Source organism: Achromobacter sp. JCM 18799 (assembly GCF_055395645.1).
Window position 1 is genome coordinate 2,514,277 of the sequence record NZ_AP043866.1, and the last position, 15,256, is coordinate 2,529,532.

Annotated in this window: 16 protein-coding genes; 12 read left to right on the plus strand and 4 right to left on the minus strand. The window is 68.7% G+C overall.

Annotated elements, in window-relative coordinates; genetic code table 11:
- Window positions 1-67: 67 nt before the first annotated feature.
- The 9 genes from ACZ5YA_RS11920 to ACZ5YA_RS11960 all read left to right on the plus strand — a co-directional run bounded on the left by ACZ5YA_RS11920 (window position 68) and on the right by ACZ5YA_RS11960 (window position 9,589).
- Window positions 68-2,143 carry a hydantoinase/oxoprolinase family protein gene (locus ACZ5YA_RS11920; RefSeq protein ID WP_464092567.1) on the plus strand — a complete coding sequence of 692 codons (2,076 nt, stop codon included), beginning with the start codon at window positions 68-70 and terminating at the stop codon, window positions 2,141-2,143.
- 10 nt (window positions 2,144-2,153) lie between these two features.
- The gene (locus tag ACZ5YA_RS11925) at window positions 2,154-3,890 is read left to right on the plus strand and encodes a hydantoinase B/oxoprolinase family protein (RefSeq protein ID WP_464092568.1); all 1,737 of its coding nucleotides are present in this window, start codon (window positions 2,154-2,156) and stop codon (window positions 3,888-3,890) included.
- The gene (locus ACZ5YA_RS11930) at window positions 3,887-5,572 is read left to right on the plus strand and encodes a thiamine pyrophosphate-dependent enzyme (protein WP_464092569.1); all 1,686 of its coding nucleotides are present in this window, start codon (window positions 3,887-3,889) and stop codon (window positions 5,570-5,572) included. The genes ACZ5YA_RS11925 and ACZ5YA_RS11930 overlap by 4 nt, the downstream gene beginning before the upstream one ends.
- A complete protein-coding gene (locus ACZ5YA_RS11935; RefSeq protein WP_118934903.1) occupies window positions 5,569-5,871 on the plus strand; it encodes a (2Fe-2S)-binding protein in 303 nt (100 codons plus the stop codon). The genes ACZ5YA_RS11930 and ACZ5YA_RS11935 overlap by 4 nt, the downstream gene beginning before the upstream one ends.
- Window positions 5,862-7,250 (plus strand): FAD/NAD(P)-dependent oxidoreductase, encoded by a 1,389-nt coding sequence (locus tag ACZ5YA_RS11940; RefSeq protein WP_118934901.1) that lies wholly within the window; start codon window positions 5,862-5,864, stop codon window positions 7,248-7,250. The genes ACZ5YA_RS11935 and ACZ5YA_RS11940 overlap by 10 nt, the downstream gene beginning before the upstream one ends.
- The gene (locus ACZ5YA_RS11945; protein ID WP_059371849.1) at window positions 7,247-8,365 is read left to right on the plus strand and encodes an NAD(P)/FAD-dependent oxidoreductase; all 1,119 of its coding nucleotides are present in this window, start codon (window positions 7,247-7,249) and stop codon (window positions 8,363-8,365) included. The genes ACZ5YA_RS11940 and ACZ5YA_RS11945 overlap by 4 nt, the downstream gene beginning before the upstream one ends.
- A 102-nt stretch (window positions 8,366-8,467) precedes the next feature.
- Window positions 8,468-8,614: a hypothetical protein gene (locus tag ACZ5YA_RS11950; protein WP_464092570.1), complete on the plus strand. Its 147-nt coding sequence runs from the start codon at window positions 8,468-8,470 to the stop codon at window positions 8,612-8,614.
- 86 nt (window positions 8,615-8,700) lie between these two features.
- Window positions 8,701-9,261 carry a DUF4142 domain-containing protein gene (locus ACZ5YA_RS11955; protein ID WP_251881407.1) on the plus strand — a complete coding sequence of 187 codons (561 nt, stop codon included), beginning with the start codon at window positions 8,701-8,703 and terminating at the stop codon, window positions 9,259-9,261.
- Window positions 9,262-9,355: 94 nt separating this feature from the next.
- The gene (locus ACZ5YA_RS11960; protein ID WP_059371848.1) at window positions 9,356-9,589 is read left to right on the plus strand and encodes a hypothetical protein; all 234 of its coding nucleotides are present in this window, start codon (window positions 9,356-9,358) and stop codon (window positions 9,587-9,589) included.
- A gap of 3 nt (window positions 9,590-9,592) precedes the next feature.
- On the opposite strand, the gene ACZ5YA_RS11965 is transcribed toward ACZ5YA_RS11960, so the two are convergent.
- The 4 genes from ACZ5YA_RS11965 to ACZ5YA_RS11980 form a co-directional block, all read right to left on the minus strand.
- Window positions 9,593-9,799, minus strand: coding sequence for a hypothetical protein (locus ACZ5YA_RS11965; RefSeq protein WP_059371847.1), 207 nt, complete (start codon window positions 9,797-9,799; stop codon window positions 9,593-9,595).
- A gap of 42 nt (window positions 9,800-9,841) precedes the next feature.
- Entirely contained in the window at window positions 9,842-10,057 is a 216-nt protein-coding gene (locus tag ACZ5YA_RS11970) for a hypothetical protein (RefSeq protein WP_464092571.1), read from the minus strand.
- Window positions 10,058-10,062: 5 nt separating this feature from the next.
- Complete coding sequence (locus tag ACZ5YA_RS11975; RefSeq protein ID WP_464092572.1) at window positions 10,063-11,874, minus strand: hypothetical protein; 1,812 nt, start codon at window positions 11,872-11,874, stop codon at window positions 10,063-10,065.
- 80 nt (window positions 11,875-11,954) lie between these two features.
- Complete coding sequence (locus ACZ5YA_RS11980; protein WP_059371844.1) at window positions 11,955-12,353, minus strand: PRC-barrel domain-containing protein; 399 nt, start codon at window positions 12,351-12,353, stop codon at window positions 11,955-11,957.
- 260 nt (window positions 12,354-12,613) lie between these two features.
- Between ACZ5YA_RS11980 and ACZ5YA_RS11985 the strand changes: the two genes are divergently transcribed.
- The 3 genes from ACZ5YA_RS11985 to ACZ5YA_RS11995 all read left to right on the plus strand — a co-directional run bounded on the left by ACZ5YA_RS11985 (window position 12,614) and on the right by ACZ5YA_RS11995 (window position 15,197).
- Window positions 12,614-12,964: a hypothetical protein gene (locus ACZ5YA_RS11985; RefSeq protein WP_059371843.1), complete on the plus strand. Its 351-nt coding sequence runs from the start codon at window positions 12,614-12,616 to the stop codon at window positions 12,962-12,964.
- A 183-nt stretch (window positions 12,965-13,147) separates the two neighbouring features.
- Window positions 13,148-14,104 carry a glycosyltransferase family 9 protein gene (locus ACZ5YA_RS11990; RefSeq protein WP_118934890.1) on the plus strand — a complete coding sequence of 319 codons (957 nt, stop codon included), beginning with the start codon at window positions 13,148-13,150 and terminating at the stop codon, window positions 14,102-14,104.
- Window positions 14,079-15,197 carry a glycosyltransferase family 4 protein gene (locus tag ACZ5YA_RS11995; protein WP_464092573.1) on the plus strand — a complete coding sequence of 373 codons (1,119 nt, stop codon included), beginning with the start codon at window positions 14,079-14,081 and terminating at the stop codon, window positions 15,195-15,197. Before ACZ5YA_RS11990 ends, ACZ5YA_RS11995 begins: the two co-directional genes overlap by 26 nt.
- Window positions 15,198-15,256 lie beyond the last annotated feature (59 nt).

The following is a 15,256-nucleotide window of genomic DNA, read 5'->3' on the forward strand; positions in this document are numbered from 1 at the left end:
GGTGCATCAATAGCATTCTGGTCATCCCACTCCCGGCGCCTTGTGCGCCAGCATCCTGGAGACCAGCGTGACCCAGACCGCATCCGCCCCGGGCGCCCGCCGTTTTCGCGTCGGCTTCGACGTAGGCGGCACGTTCACCGATTTCACCCTGCTTGCCGAGCACTCCGGTGAACTGCACTATTTCAAGGTGCCCTCCACGCCGCACGATCCGGCCGAGGCCATCCAGACGGGCCTGGCCCATCTGATCCGCGAACACGAGATCGCCGGCTCCGAACTCGCGCACGTGGGCCACGGCACCACGGTGGCCACCAACATGGTCATCGAGCGCAGGGGTTCGCGCTGCGCGCTGGTCACCACGCGCGGCTTTCGCGACGTGCTGGAGATCGGCCGGCAAACACGCCCCCATCTCTACGACTACAACGTCACCAAGCCGCAGCCGCTGGCCCCGCGCGAGTGGCGCTTCGAAGTGACTGAACGCGTCGGCGCGGACGGTTCGGTGCTGCAGGCGCTGGACGAAGACGAGGTGGTGGCAGTGGCGCGCGAGCTGGCCGCAGCCCGCGTCGAATCGGTCGCCATCTGCTTCATGCACAGCTACCGCAACGATGCGCACGAACGCCGCACCCGCGACATCCTGGCCGAGCACCTGCCGGGCGTCTACCTGAGCGTTTCCAGCGAAATTCTGCCGGAGTTCCGCGAGTACGAGCGCATGTCCACCACTGCGCTCAACGCCTATGTCGGCCCGCGCATGGCCGGCTACATGCGCAGCCTGGTCAGTTCGGTACGCGCCATGGGCGTGGCAGCCGAGCCGACCACGGTGCATTCCAACGGCGGCCTGATGTCCGTGGAATCGGTGCTGACGGCGCCGGTGCGCACCTGCGTGTCGGGCCCGGCCGCTGGCGTGATCGGCGCCACCGAACTCGGCCGCGTGGCGGGCCTGCCCAACCTGATCACCTTCGACGTGGGCGGCACCAGCACCGACGTGTCGCTGGTGGCCGAGCTGCGGCCGCTGTTCACCTCCAGCCGCCTGGTGGCCGACTATCCGGTCAAGACCCAGATGGTGGACGTGCACGTCATCGGCGCGGGCGGAGGCAGCATCGCGCGCATCGACGACGCGGGCGCGCTGAAGGTCGGCCCGCAGAGCGCGGGCGCGGTCCCTGGTCCCATCGCCTACAACCGCGGCGGCCAGGTCGTGACCATCACCGACGCCCACGTCGTGCTGGGCCGACTGAACCCGGTCGCGCTGTTGGAAGGCCGCATGGCCGTGCATGCGCGCCAGGCGCGCGAGGCGCTGGAGGCGCAGATCGCCCGCCCGCTGGGGCTGAGCGTGGAGGAAGCCGCCTACGGCATTCTGCGCATCGCCAACTCCAACATGGCGCGCGCGGTGCGCGCGGTCTCCACCGAACGGGGTCACGACATCCGCAAGTTTGCCCTCTGCGCCTTTGGCGGCGCGGGCGGCCTGCATGCCGCCGAACTGGCACGCGATTGCGGCATCGGCACCCTGCTGATCCCGCAAGAACCCGGCACCATGTGCGCGCGCGGCATCCTGCTGTCCGACATTTCCATGGACTTCGTGCAGACGCTGATGGCGCACGCCACCGCGAACGGTTGGACCGCCGTGCGGCAGGCGCTGGAAGCCCTGGCCGGCAAGGCGCGCGCCTGGCTGTCCAGCGAAGGCGTGGGCGACTCGGAGCAGCGCCTGTCCGCCGTGATCGACGCGCGCTACCAGGGCCAGAACTTCGAGATCGCCGTGCCGCTGGACGGCATGCAACTGATGCCGCTGGATGCGTTCGTGGCGGCATTCAGCGCGGCGCACGTGCGCGAGTATGGCTATGACGCCGCCGGCCGTCCGGTGGAGATCGTCAATTGCCGCGTGCGCGCCACCGGCCTGGTGCCGCGCGCGCCCCTGGCCCGCGTGCAAGGCGGCGAAAGCGTGGCCGGCGCCTTGAAGGAACGCCGCAACGTGTACTTCGAAGGGGAGGGCTGGGTGGACACGCCCATCCTGCGCCGCGCCCTGCTGCCGGTGGGCGTGCCCCTGGACGGGCCGGCCGTGATCGAGGAAATGAGCTCGACCACCGTCGTGCTGCCGGGCCAGCAGGCGCGCGCCGACGAATACGGCAACCTCGTCGTCAACCTCAACCGCTAAGGCTTACGCCATGACCAATCGATCGACTTCCGCCGCCGGCACGGACACCTTCGACCCCATCGAAATGGAGGTCTTCAGCAACCGCCTGCTGTCCATCACCGAGGAAATGGGCAATACGCTGATCCGCTCGTCCTTTTCCACCAACATCAAGGAGCGCAAGGACTGCTCCGTGGCGCTATTCGACGCCGCCGGCCGCCTGGTGGCGCAGGCGGCCCACGTGCCGGTGCATCTGGGATCGCTGTCCGGCGGCATAGACGCCGTGCTGCGGCGCTACGGCGCGGCCGGCGTGCGCCCGGGCGATGCGTTCCTGTGCAACGACGCCTATCTGGCGGGCGGTACGCATGCGCCCGACATCACCGTCATTACCCCCATCTTCCACGAGGGCGTGCTGCGCTTCTTCGCGGCCAACATCGGCCACCACACCGACGTCGGCGGCGCCGTTCCCGGCTCGACCTCGCACCACCTGAAGACGGTGTGGGAGGAAGGCATCCGCCTGCCGGCCATGCGCATCGTGCGCGAGGACGAGCTGGACATGGACCTGCTGGAGATGATCGCGCACAACACGCGCGAACCGGACAATCGGATGCACGATATCCGCGCCCAGATCGCCACCAACGACAAGGGCGCCAGGCTGATGCTGGAACTGGTGCAGCAGTCCGGTCTGGAGATCCTGCTGTCCGCCATCGACAGCATCATGCTGTATACCGAGAGACGCCTGCGCAACCGCATCGCGCAACTGCCGGCTGGCACCTATACCTTCACCGAGCGCATGGACGACGACGGCATGGGCGGCGATCCCGTCACCATCCAGGCCAACGTCGAGGCGCGCGACGGCCAGCTCCATGTCGATTTCACCGGAACCAGCAAGCAGGCGCGCGGCGCCTTCAACCTGCCCGCCAGCGCCCTGAACGCCAGCGTCTACTTCGCGGTGAAGGCCATGCTCGATCCCGAGCTCATGCCCAACAACGGCCTGTTCCAGCCCATCACCATCACCGCCCCCGAGGGCACCATTACCAACCCGCGCTTTCCGGCGGCGGTGGGCGCGCGCGTCACCACCGCGCAGCGCGTGGCCGGCACGGTGATCGGCGCACTGGGCCAGCTGTTGCCGCCAGACCGCGCCATGGCCTCGTGCAACGACGTCATGCCTTCCATGCTGTTCTCCGTGCCCATGCAGGACGGCAAGGGCACCTTCGTCTACCTGGAAACACTGGGCGGCGGCGCGGGTGGACGCGCGCAGGGCGACGGCATGGACGGCATCCAGGTACACGTGACCAATACCTCCAACCTGCCCGCCGAGGCGCTGGAGATCGAGTACCCGCTGCTGGTCGAGGAGTACGCGCTGGTCAACGACAGCGGCGGCGCGGGCCGCCATCGCGGCGGCATGGGCATCGCGCGCCAGATCCGTTCGCTGCATGACCAGCTGGTCTGCACCATCCGCTGCGACGCCGCGCTGTTCGGCGCGGCCGGCCTGAACGGCGGCCTGACGGGAGGCACCTCGCGCGTGATCCAGAACCCCGGCCGCGCCGACGAGCAGCGCCTGCCCAACAAGATCGCCGGCCACGGCTTGGCCAGCGGCCAGTCCGTGCGCCTGGAAACGCCCGGCGGCGGCGGCTACGGCGCGCCCGCTGACCGTAGCGCGGCCGCCATCCGCAACGACGTGCTGGGCGGCAAGGTCAGCCGGACCGCGGCCGAACGCGACTATGGCGCGGAACGCGTGGCGCTGGCGCTGCAAGGAGACGCGGCATGAGCGCGCCGGCCCCTGCCTCCCGCAGCGGCGGCGAACTGCTGGTCGCGCAGCTGCAGGCCTATGGCGTGGAGCGCGTGTTCATGGTGCCGGGCGAGAGCTTCCTGCCTTGCATCGACGCGCTCTATGCCCGGCGCGACGCGATCGAAGCGGTGGTCTGCCGCCAGGAAGGCGGCGCCGCCTACATGGCCGAAGCGCATGGCAAGCTGACCGGCCAGCCGGGCATCTGCTTCGTCTCGCGCGGCCCGGGCGCCACCAATGCGGCGATCGGCGTGCACACGGCAAGGGAAGACTCCACGCCCATGATCCTGTTCATCGGCCAGGTCGGCGGCGACACCGCCGACCGCCAGTGCTTCCAGGAGGTGGACTACCGCGCCATGTACGCGCCGCTGGCGAAATGGGTCGCGCAGATCGAGCGGGCCGACCGCATTCCCGAATACCTGGCGCGCGCCTGGGCGATCGCCACGAGCGGACGCCCAGGACCGGTGGTCCTCTCCCTGCCCGAAGACATGCTGTCCGGCGTCGCCGACGTGGCCCTGGCCGCCGCGCCACAGCCGCCCTGCGCCCGTCCGGCCGACGCCGACATGCTGCGCCTGCGTGAATTGCTGGAAGCGGCAGAGCGGCCCTTGCTGCTGCTGGGCGGCTCGCGCTGGCCGCAAGCCGCGCGCGAGGCCATGCGCGACTTCGCCCTGCGCTTCGACCTGCCAGTAGCGACCGCCTGGCGCCGCCTGGAGCTGTTCGACAACGACCATCCCAATTTCGTCGGCCAGGTCAGCGCCAGCATGCCCGCGCACCAGAAGCGCGCCGTCATGGACAGCGACCTCGTCATCGCGCTGGGCACCCGCCTGTGCGAGCCGACAACCATCAACTATGAGTGGCTGGCTTCGCCCACGCCGCGCCAGACGTTGATCCATATCCACCCGGACGCCAACGAGATCGGGCGGCTGTGCACGCCGGCGCTGGGCATGGTCGCCAGTGTGGACGGTTTCGCCCGGGCCGCCGCGGGACTGGAGCCGACGCCGGGCTGGCAGCCGCGCCGCCGCGGCGCTGTAGCGGCCGCCGCGGCGCCTGCGCTGCCGCCCACGCCCGGCCCGCTGGACCTGAACGCGGCGGCGCGCCACGTCGCGGCCACGCTGCCGCGGCATTCCTGCGTCACAGTGGGCGCGGGCAACTACGCGCTCTACGCGCACCGGCACATCGCATTCAAGGGACCGGGCAGCCAACTTGCACCCGCCGTCGGCGCGATGGGCTACGGCCTGCCTGCGGCCATCGCGGCCAAGCTGCGCGACCGCAACGCAGCCGTGGTCTGCTTCGCCGGCGACGGCTGTTTCCAGATGACCATGCAGGAGCTGGCCACCGCGGCCCAGTATCGGTTGGGCATTGTGGTGCTGGTCTTCAACAACGGCCTGTTCGGTACCATCCGCCTGCATCAGGAACGCGCCTATCCCGGACGCGCCCTGGCGACGGAACTGGTCAACCCCGATTTCGCGCGGCTGGCGCAAAGTTATGGCGGCTACGGCGCCGCGGTCGAGCGCACGGAGGATTTCGCGCCGGCCTATGACGCCGCGCTGGCATATGCCCGGGAGCATCGCATGCCGGCCATCGTGGAGCTGCGCTACGACGCAGACATCATCCTGCCAGACCGCACTCTGTCCCAGCTGCGCCGCGCGGAGACCGCCGCATGAAACCGCTGCTGCGCCGCGTCTCGGTACCTGCCTCGGCGCCGTTGCGCCTGACCTGGAACGGCTTGGCGCTGCAAGCCCATGAGGGCGACACTGTGCTGACGGCGTTGCTGCTTGCCGCGCAGCAATTGCGCGTCACCTTGGGCGAAGGTGCGCCGCGCGCCGGCTTCTGCCTGATGGGCGCCTGCCAGGATTGCTGGGTGCAGACGGCGGACGGAGCACGCCTGCGCGCCTGCTCCACCGCGGTCGCAGACGGCATGGAACTGGTCAGCGCCCAGCCCGGAGAACTCGCATGCAAGTGAACCCTCCCGGCGCCGATGGCGCGCCGCGCATGGTGGTGGTGGGCGCCGGTCCTGCGGGCGTGCGCGCCGCGCAGACGCTGCTGCGCCACGGCGTGCGCCCGGTGATCGTGGACGAAGCCGCCTTGCCTGGCGGCCAGATCTATCGCCAAGGCGCGGCCCCTCGCGGCTCCGCGCGCCAGCGCTATGGCTTCGAATGGAAGCGCGCGCAAGCCATCCACGCGGCGGGCGCGGACCTAGCTGCCCGGGCAGACTACCGCGCCGCCACCGCGGTGTGGAATGCCGCGCCGGGCAGCCTGGACCTGGTCCGCCACGGCGAACTGGAAACCCTGCCCTACTCACGGCTGCTGCTTGCCACCGGCGCCACCGACCGCGTCCTGCCCTTCCCGGGCTGGACCCTGCCCGGCGTCTATACGCTGGGCGGCGCGCAGATCTCGCTGAAGAGCCAGGGCTGTACGTTTGGGCCACGCATCGTGTTCGCCGGCACCGGCCCCCTGCTCTACCTGGTCGCCTACCAATATGCGCGCGCCGGCGCCCAGGTGCAGGCGGTGCTGGACTGCGCGCCGCCAGGCAGCCAGGTCCGCGCCGCGCCGGCACTGCTGAGCCAGCCCGGCATGCTGGCCAAGGGCATGTACTACCTGGGCTGGCTGCGCGCCCGCGGCGTGCCGGTGCACCACGGCGCAAGGCTGGATGCGGCCGAGGGCGCAGGCCGCGTCGAGCGCACGCTCGCGACCCTGGGCGGCAAGCAGCGCGCCATTGCTTGCGACGCGCTGGCAATCGGCCACGGACTGCGCGCGGAAACGCAGCTTGCCGACCTGCTGGACTGCGCCTTTGAATTCGACACGGCCCAGCGCGCCTGGCTGCCGCGCCGCGATCCCGAAGGCCGCAGCTCGGAGGCCGGCGTCTACTTGGCCGGCGACGGCGCAGGCATAGGCGGCGCCATCCTGGCCGAGCTTGCGGGCGAACGCGCCGCGCTGGCCATGCTGGCAGACAGCGGCATCGACGTCAGCGCCGCCAGGGTGCAGTGGCTGGCCCGCCGCCAGGCGCGCTGGGCGCAATTCCGGCGCGGCCTGGATCGGGCCTTTCCCCTGCCCGGCGCGGATGGCGCCTGCGACGACTCCGTCATGGTCTGCCGCTGCGAGGAAGTGCGCGCCGGCACGTTGCGCGCCGCGGCCGCGCAATACGCCATCGACGACCTCAACCGCTTGAAGGCGCTAACGCGCATCGGCATGGGCCTGTGCCAGGGACGCATGTGCCAGGCAGGTGCGGCCGAACTGCTGGCCGACTGCCGTGGACTGGCCCTGGCGGACATAGGCCGGCTACGCGGCCAGGCGCCCGTCAAGCCCCTGAATCTGTCCATGCTCGGCAAGGTGGAACCATGAACCCGCTGCACACGGAAGTCGCCATCATCGGCGCCGGCCTGGTGGGCGCCAGCGCCGCCCTGGCGCTGCGCCGCATGGGCATCGCCACCGCGCTAATCGACAGCGGCGCAAGCGGCGCACGCGCCAGCGGCGTCAACTTCGGCGGCGTGCGCAGGCAGGGACGTTCGATCGAACAGCTATATCTGGCGCAGCGCGCGCACGGCATCTGGTCCCGCCTGCCGGAACTCATCAGCACCGATGCGGAATACGTGCGCAGCGGCCACCTGAAGCTGGCGCGCTCCGAGGCCGACCTGGACAAGCTTTGTGCCTACCGCGACAAGGTCGGCGACTTCGACCTGGGCCTGGAGATCATCGACGCCGCCGAGCTGCGCCGCCGCTTTCCCGCGCTGGGTCCGGGCATTGCCGGTGGCTCGCTATGTCCGGAAGACGGCCAGGCCAATCCGCGCCTGGTCGCGCCCGCCTTCGCCCATGCCGCCGCGCGCGCCGGCGCCAGCTTGCTCGAACATTGCGCCATCACGCAGGCGGACACCCAGGGTAGCGGCTTCCTGCTGACTGCCGCCGACGGCCGGCGCGTACACGCCGACACCGTCATCAATGCGGCTGGCGCCTGGGGCGCGGCGGTAGCCCGTTGGTTCGGCGACGACCTGCCCCTGCAGGTCAAGTATCCGACCATGCTGGTCACCGAGCCGCTCACACCCCAGATCGGCGTGTCGTTGGGCGTGGAAGGCGGCGGCTTCTACGCCCGCCAGGTCGCGCGCGGCAATGTGGTCATGGGCGGCGGCTACGGCAGCGCGCTGCCGGGAGACCGCAGCCGGCCGGGTCGCGCCGCGCTCGCCGAACTCGGCCGTACGGCTCCATCCGTCTTGCCCGCGCTGGCCTGCGCCAGCGTGATCCGCTGCTGGTCCGGCATCGAAGGCTATTTCAGCGACAAGAACCCGGTCATCGGCTTCAGCCCCAGGGTGCCGCGGCTGCTGCATGCCTTCGGCTTCTCGGGCGGGGGCTTTCAGATCGCGCCCGCGGTGGGCGAAGTCATCGCCGAAATGGCAATGGGGTACGGCAGTTTGATGATGGCGGAGAAGTTCTCGGCCAGCCGCTGGGAGGCAGCGCAGGCGTGATCGCCACCGCCGCGCAGGCGGGAGGCGTTGCTGAAGACGCCCGACTGCGGTCCAACACCATACAGGCTGAAACCTGCCTGGGCGTGATCCAGCACAGCAGCTTTGCCGACAACTACGGGCGCCACCGACGCGGTCGACGATGAGATTCCTGCCGGCACGCAGTGCTCTGCCTGGGTCTTCAAGACTGGCCAGGCCGACGCCACGCCGGCGACCTACGCCGAACTGACGGGCAAGCCCAAGCCCCTCTGAAGCCGCCGACGGGCGGGAACAGCGATTGCTGCTGGATGCTGGCTTCCCACTCAAATGGCGCCCTGCGCCCCTATCTGGAGGTTTCCATGAAAATCCGCTATCTGACCGCCACGGTCCTCGCCTCGCTGACATGGGCTGCGGCCCCTGCAGCGCAGGCGCAGACGGCGCCCGCCGCGCGCCCCTCGGCCGCGGAAGCGAAATTGGACAGCGCCGACCGCGACTTCCTGGAGAACGCAGCCCAGGCCGGCAATCTCGAAGTCGCCGGCAGCAAGCTCGCCCTGGAGAAAGCCCGCGACCCCGACGTGAAGGCATTTGCCCAGAAAATGATCGATGACCACGGCAAGGCCGGCCAACAGCTGGCCACGCTCGCGCAAGGCAAGGGCTACCAGGCGCCAACCGAGCCATCGCTGGTCCAGCAGGCCAAACTGAAGGCGCTGGGCTTGCGCGACGACAGCTTCGACAAGGCCTATGTGGACGAGATCGGCGTATCCGCGCACCAGGACGCGGTGAAGCTCTTCGAGAAAGCCTCGAACGATGTGAAGGATCCCGACGTCAAGCAATTCGCAATCGAGACCCTGCCGGTGCTACAGCAACACCTGGAAATGGCGACAAGCATGCAGCAACGCATGGACGCCGCCAAGAAGTAGGAGCCATTCCCCGGGTTTTCGATACCCGCGTAGGAACAGATGCGCATACCTGCGGGCGCATCTGCAACCAGTACGCTTGCTGCGGAACATGCATATGGATCGCGAGGAACTATTGGCACAAATGATCGCCACGCCAGCGGTCGACCGGGACTTCCATGAATGGCCGGAAGTATTGGCCAACTATGCCGAATGCCTGATCGCGCTGCAGCCCATGCTGCGGCCGGAGGAACTGGAAAGGCTGATACGGGTCGGCGCGGATTTTTACCGCACGCTGGCGCGCGCCGAACAGTATCGGCACACGTCAGTCTGGGACGACCCGCAGCCGTAACGCTCAACCATAGGCGCCGTATGAGCGCCTGTGGTACGCCTGCCTGACGTAGCGCTGGAGTTCCGCCTCAACTGAAGAGACGGCGGCGGCAGGTTCCGCCTGCGGGTCCAGCAAGCGCCGCGCAGCTTCGAGCGTGCGCCGCGCCCTCTGTTCACCTTCACTCAAGATCTCGGCGGGTGCCGCCGTCGTATCGCGGTCGAACTTGTCCATGACGCTGCTCCTGAAGGCGGACGGAATGCCGCCACATCGCCATCAGCAAACCACGTGCCCGCATGCATGCGGCACGGCAATTGCTGCGTTGCGGCTTTCCTCTGAATCGGCGCCCCACTGTCCTGCAGCGTAAGCAACGCCCAGCATCTTGAGTTCGTGCTGCCGACGCTTCAGCTGGTCCTGCGGCTCGACCGGGCAGTCGAGATCGACCTCGATCATGCCCTGGCCGCGCCCGCCCGACAGGGCGGCGACGAGCAAGGCGGCTAGCTGACGACCATTGAGACCAACGCGCGGTCCAGCAGCGCAGCAAGGCGGGAGAGTCCTGCCTCCACCGGCCCCGCGATGTGTACGCGCAAGCACGGCCGGCCCCGCGAGGCCAACTCCTCCATGTCGCCCAAGGCCTGCGCGCGCTGCATGGCGGCGAAGCCCAGGGCGTGGCCGGGCGCTTGCAGCTCCTCCCCGGCGTCCGCGGTAATGAACAGGAATCGTCCGCCCGCGGGGCCGCCTTTGTGCAACTGGCCTGTGGAATGCAGGTAGCGCGGACCGAACCCGCCCATGGTTGCAACCCCGGTCGCTTGGCGCAGCCGGCAGCGCATCGCGGCGAGGCGCGCCTCGTGGACCGGATTCCGTGCGACATAGGCCAGCAGCGACACGTAGTCGCCCTGGTCCATTCCCGCAAAGTACGACGCCAGCAGCTCGATCGCGGTCGCCCCCTGGGCCTCGCCATGGAAGGCCAGCGCGCCTTCGACTAGCCGGGGCATAGGATCGGCTCCCCCGATGCCGGCTTCGTGACGCGCCGCCAGCGCCTGCGTGCGCGCCTTGCTGGCTTCGACGTCCGGCTGATCGAACGGGTTGACGCGCAGCACGGCGGCGGCCACGGCGGTGGCCATTTCCCAACGAAAGAACTCCTGGCCCAGCGACTGGGCTGACGGCAGCTCGCAACGCACCACCGGGAATCCCACAGCCGCCAGCCGCCGCATACGCGTGTCCAGGTCCGCGCCAGGCGTATCGCTGTGCGCAAGGTGGACGAACATGCGGTCGCGGCCATAATCGCACGCATCCCCGGCCGGCTCGTGGGCGACGGGAATGATGCCCCGCCCATTCTTGCCTGTGGATTCGGCCAGCAATTGCTCGAGCCAACACCCCACGTATTCCAGCCCGGGCGCGGCCAGGATGGTGAGCTTGTTGCGGCCGTCCAATGCGGCCTCGCCCAGCAGCGCACCCAGAAGCAACCCCGGATTGGCGCGCGCCTGGGCCTGCGCCGCGCATGCCCGCACCATGGGGCGGGCGCTGCGCAGGAATGCCGCGGGATCGTGCCCCAGCAGCGCCAGCGCGACCAGTCCGAAGGGCGACAGCACGGAGTAGCGCCCGCCCACGGACGGCTCGCCCTCGAAGACGGCGGCATAACCGTCCGCCCGTGCGCGGTCCAGCATCGGAGACCCAGGATCGGTAATGGCGACAAAGCGCTGCCCCGCTTCCTGCCGTCCAAGCCGCCGCGCCACCTGTTCATGGAAGTAGGCAGCGAGCATGCGCGATTCCAGGGTCGATCCGGACTTGCTGCAGACGATGAACAGGCAACGCGTGATATCCACCGCGGACTGCACCGCGCGCACCTGGGCTACGTCGGTCGAGTCCAGCACGTGCAGGCGCAAGCCTCCGCTGGCCACGCCCAGCGTGCGGGCCAGCGCCTCGGCGCCGAGGCTGGCGCCACCCATGCCCAGCAACACCGCATCCGAGAACCCGGCCACGCACAACCTGCGGCAGATTGCCGTCATGCGGCCGAGCGCCCGGGGCGCCATGCCCGGCTGCAGCCAGCCCAGCCAGCGATCCTCATCGGTCCACGTCCATAGCGTGGCGTCGCATTGCCACAGGCGCGCCATCCAGTTTTCGCTTTCCGCCTGGTCGATACGATGCCGGACCCGCGCTACCAACTCGGCCGGCGCCTGGAAGCTGAATCCGTTGAGCCCCGCCGCCTCGCGGCGCAGGGCAACGGGAGTCCGCCGGCCTGCGTGTTTTCCCGAAAACTTGACCGAGCGTAGCGCCAGGCCGGCATCGTGGCTAAGAGGGGTGTGCATAGGAAAAGCCGGCCGACCGGCATGGAAAGAACGGGATGACTGAAAAAGGGCGGCTCGGGGCCGCCCTTCAAAGCTGCGCGTTACCAGTACGGATCCTGGTTGTAGTACTTGTGCACGCTGAGCGCCCAGCTTTCGTCCGCCATCCTGGGCCAGTCGTCCTTGTCGAACCCCGGCGCGTTCTTCAACACCTCCTTGTCCACGTTCAGGATGAAGCACTTGCGGTCCGTGTCCAGGGTCAATGCCGCCCAGGGAATGGCAAAGAGCTTGTCGCCCATCCCCAGGATGCCGCCGCGCGACAGCACCGCGTACGCGACTCGCCCGCGCGGCACGTCGATCATGATGTCCTTGATGGATCCCAGCCCTTCTCCCGCGGCGTTGACGACATCGTTGCCCTCCAGGGTGTCCGCGGCCATGACTTCAGGGCCCGGGCCCGTCGCCGAACTTTTGGGTCCGCCAACAATATTGGTTTGATGCTCCATGCGTTTCTCCTGTGCGGGGCCTATCCCCACGTTGAACTCCGGCAACGGCGGCGTCTCGTGCGCCGATCCGGACTGCCCCATCCAGCAAGCGTCGTGCCCACCGCCCCCTGAACATCTGGCGCGAAGCCAACTGCAGCGCTTGCGCGCAGATATTCCACCGATCGGCATTTTTTCCCGCTCTTGTGACGCTCTCCCCGGCGGCTCAGCCCGGGCATGGCGCTTGCGGATCGCATCCCGCTATCTCACATAGGAGCGTACTCATGAAATTCCGAGCCTTCACCTACGCACTGGCCTTGTCCGCCGGACTGGCTTCGGCCGGTGCGCTGGCGCAGTCCGCCATGCCCACCTCGCCGTCCAACACGCCGAACGACGGCACCGCCGTGCCCCCCAACCAGCCCGTGCCGCCCGGACAGAAGCCGCCCGCGCCGAATGCGACGCCGAACACGCCGACCACCCCGCCCAACCTGAACAAGGGCGACCACGCCCGGTCCGACATGCACAAGACCGACAAGCAGGGCCGCCACCGCGAGGCCAATGACAACGTGCCCGGCACCAAGGGCGGCGGCGCTACGCCGCCTCCGGGCTATCCGAACTCCGGCGGCTCCAAGTAGCCGCGCAACGACGACGTGAACCGAAACAGCAGAAGGATGTAGTTGTTTAGTTGTGTTAACCACGTCCGGCAGCTTCTTCACATTCCTTAAAAGACCTCGGAAAGATTCATTCGACAGGATCGATACATTGCGCGGCAGCAGTCTGCGGACTCCAAGAAAACTGCCGTGCAAACGAGGTTGCCCATGTCGGAAGTCGTCGTATATGTCAGAAGCCAGCCCCAGCTGGGCGACCAGATCGTCGCCCTGCCGGCGCTCTATCAACTGAAAACCTGGTGGGCCTCGAGGCGGATCCGGGTGGTCGCCCGCGACGACCTCGCCGGCTTCTACCGGGGCGTGCCCTGGGTCGACGAGTTTGTCCGGGCCGCCACGTTCGGCGACTATCTGCGCACGCTCAAGAAGCACACCCCCGTTTGCGTCAGCCTGCACCACAGCAGCGAACGCTTCGGCCTGATCAACCTGCTGCGCCGGCCCGCCTTGCGGTTCGGCTTTCACAACGCGCGAATGAGCGACCTGGCCTGGACGCACTCCCATCGCAAGAGCCTTGCCGAGTACATCGGCTTGGCGAATCTCCGGCTGCTGGCGTCGTACCGGCAGTTCGACGCCGAGGCCGCGGCGCGCCGTTGCTTCCAGACACTAGCCCACCCGCATCGGCACGAGGGACCAGGGGCCGACGTGGTCCTGATCCCTGGCGGCGGCTCCGGCGCGTTCAAACGCTGGAGCCTGCTGAACTATCTGCGCCTGGCCGAAAGGCTAAAGCTGCTGCTGGGCCAGGACACCCGCTTCCTGTTCGTGCTGGGAGAACAGGAAGTCATCGAACGCGACCAGCTCGAAGCCATGCGGCGTCCTGAGTTTTCCATCGCCTACTGCCGCTCGGTGCCGGAGCTCAGCGCCCTCATGCTGCGTGCGCGCCTGATCGTGGCCAACGATTGCGGCCCGTCGCATATCGCCCAGGGCGCCTGCGTGCCCTACGTGGGCGTCTTCAACGAGTCCAATCCGGAATGGTTCTGGGACCGCCCCTACTCCGCCGCGGTCGTGCCCCGCCATCCCCGCGACGGCATCAATTCCGTCACGCCCGACGACGTGCTGGGCGCCTGCCGCAAAGTCCTGGAGCATCATGCGCATCCTGCATACGCTGGCTGAGCGCAGCCTGGGCGGGCTGGAATTCCGCGTCCTCGAGCAATCGGCATGGCTGCAGCGCCATGGCTACGAAGTGGCGATCGCCGCTCCAGCGGACAGCGAAATCGGGCGCGAGGCGCGGCAGCGCGGCCTGCGCGCGGTGGACATGGACTTCGACGCCGCCTACTCGCCGGCCACGGTCCTGAAGCTGCGGCGCGCGGTCAAGACGCTGCGCATCGACCTGATCGACAGCCACAGTCGCGCGGACGGCAAGACCGCTGCGCTGTGCCGCGACCTGTGCGCCGTCGTCAGGACGCGCCACTTCGCCAAGCCCATGCCCTCCTCTCCACGGCGGCGGCTGGAATGGAAAATAGGCTGCGACCACGTCATCGCGACCAGCCTGCTGGGCAAGCAGGAAATCGTCGCGGCGCGCCTGGCCCCCGCGCAGCGGATCAGCGTGGTGGGAGAATGGGCCGCCGACGAATTCTTCCAATCCGCCGACACGCCGCAGTCACGCCTGCGCACCCGGCAGGCCTTGGGCATCCGAGCCCCCGACAACGCCTGGGTCATCGCCACCATAGGCATGCTGCGTCCCGAGAAAGGCCAGGCCGACCTGTTGCGCGTGGTGCACCGGTTGCGCGGCCAGGGCCTGCCCGCCATCGCGCTGGTGGTCGGCATGCCCACGGCCAGCACCAAGCCCTATGCCTATGCGCTGCACCAATTGACCGTCGACCTGGGCATCTCCGAGCATGTGGTGTTCGCTGGTCATCGCAACAATGTTGCGGAGATGATCCGCGCCGCCGACGTGGTGCTGGTGCCTTCGGCCACCGAAGCCTGGTCACGCGTCGTGCCCGAGTCGTTTGCCGCGCGCCGCCCGGTGGTCGCCAGCGATGTCGGCGGATTGCCGGAAATCGTCGCTCCCGGCCAGACCGGTTGGCTGGCCGCGCCGGGCGACGTCGCAGGCTACACAGACCGCATCATGCAGATCCGCGGCGATCCCGCGCAAACCGCAGCCGTGATCGACAACGCCCGGACCTACGCCGACGCCAATTTCCGGCTCGCGGGCAAGATGTTCAGCACCTTGGAAGCGTACAAGCGGGCGCTGCGTCCCGCTTGACGCAGGAGCGCCGCGACGGAAGGGGTATCATGGTGCCCCCGATTTGTTTACTCGATTCA

What these genes read in the sequence shown, in the direction of transcription:
- ACZ5YA_RS11925 (WP_464092568.1), top strand. Translation starts at nt 2,154, where the DNA reads ATGACCAATCGATCGACTTCCGCCGCCGGCACGGACACCTTCGACCCC.
- ACZ5YA_RS11930 (WP_464092569.1), top strand. Translation starts at nt 3,887, where the DNA reads ATGAGCGCGCCGGCCCCTGCCTCCCGCAGCGGCGGCGAACTGCTGGTC.
- ACZ5YA_RS11935 (WP_118934903.1), top strand. Translation starts at nt 5,569, where the DNA reads ATGAAACCGCTGCTGCGCCGCGTCTCGGTACCTGCCTCGGCGCCGTTG.
- ACZ5YA_RS11940 (WP_118934901.1), top strand. Translation starts at nt 5,862, where the DNA reads ATGCAAGTGAACCCTCCCGGCGCCGATGGCGCGCCGCGCATGGTGGTG.
- ACZ5YA_RS11945 (WP_059371849.1), top strand. Translation starts at nt 7,247, where the DNA reads ATGAACCCGCTGCACACGGAAGTCGCCATCATCGGCGCCGGCCTGGTG.
- ACZ5YA_RS11955 (WP_251881407.1), top strand. Translation starts at nt 8,701, where the DNA reads ATGAAAATCCGCTATCTGACCGCCACGGTCCTCGCCTCGCTGACATGG.
- ACZ5YA_RS11960 (WP_059371848.1), top strand. Translation starts at nt 9,356, where the DNA reads ATGGATCGCGAGGAACTATTGGCACAAATGATCGCCACGCCAGCGGTC.
- ACZ5YA_RS11965 (WP_059371847.1), bottom strand. Translation starts at nt 9,799, where the DNA reads ATGGACAAGTTCGACCGCGATACGACGGCGGCACCCGCCGAGATCTTG.
- ACZ5YA_RS11975 (WP_464092572.1), bottom strand. Translation starts at nt 11,874, where the DNA reads ATGCACACCCCTCTTAGCCACGATGCCGGCCTGGCGCTACGCTCGGTC.
- ACZ5YA_RS11980 (WP_059371844.1), bottom strand. Translation starts at nt 12,353, where the DNA reads ATGGAGCATCAAACCAATATTGTTGGCGGACCCAAAAGTTCGGCGACG.
- ACZ5YA_RS11985 (WP_059371843.1), top strand. Translation starts at nt 12,614, where the DNA reads ATGAAATTCCGAGCCTTCACCTACGCACTGGCCTTGTCCGCCGGACTG.
- ACZ5YA_RS11990 (WP_118934890.1), top strand. Translation starts at nt 13,148, where the DNA reads ATGTCGGAAGTCGTCGTATATGTCAGAAGCCAGCCCCAGCTGGGCGAC.
- ACZ5YA_RS11995 (WP_464092573.1), top strand. Translation starts at nt 14,079, where the DNA reads ATGCGCATCCTGCATACGCTGGCTGAGCGCAGCCTGGGCGGGCTGGAA.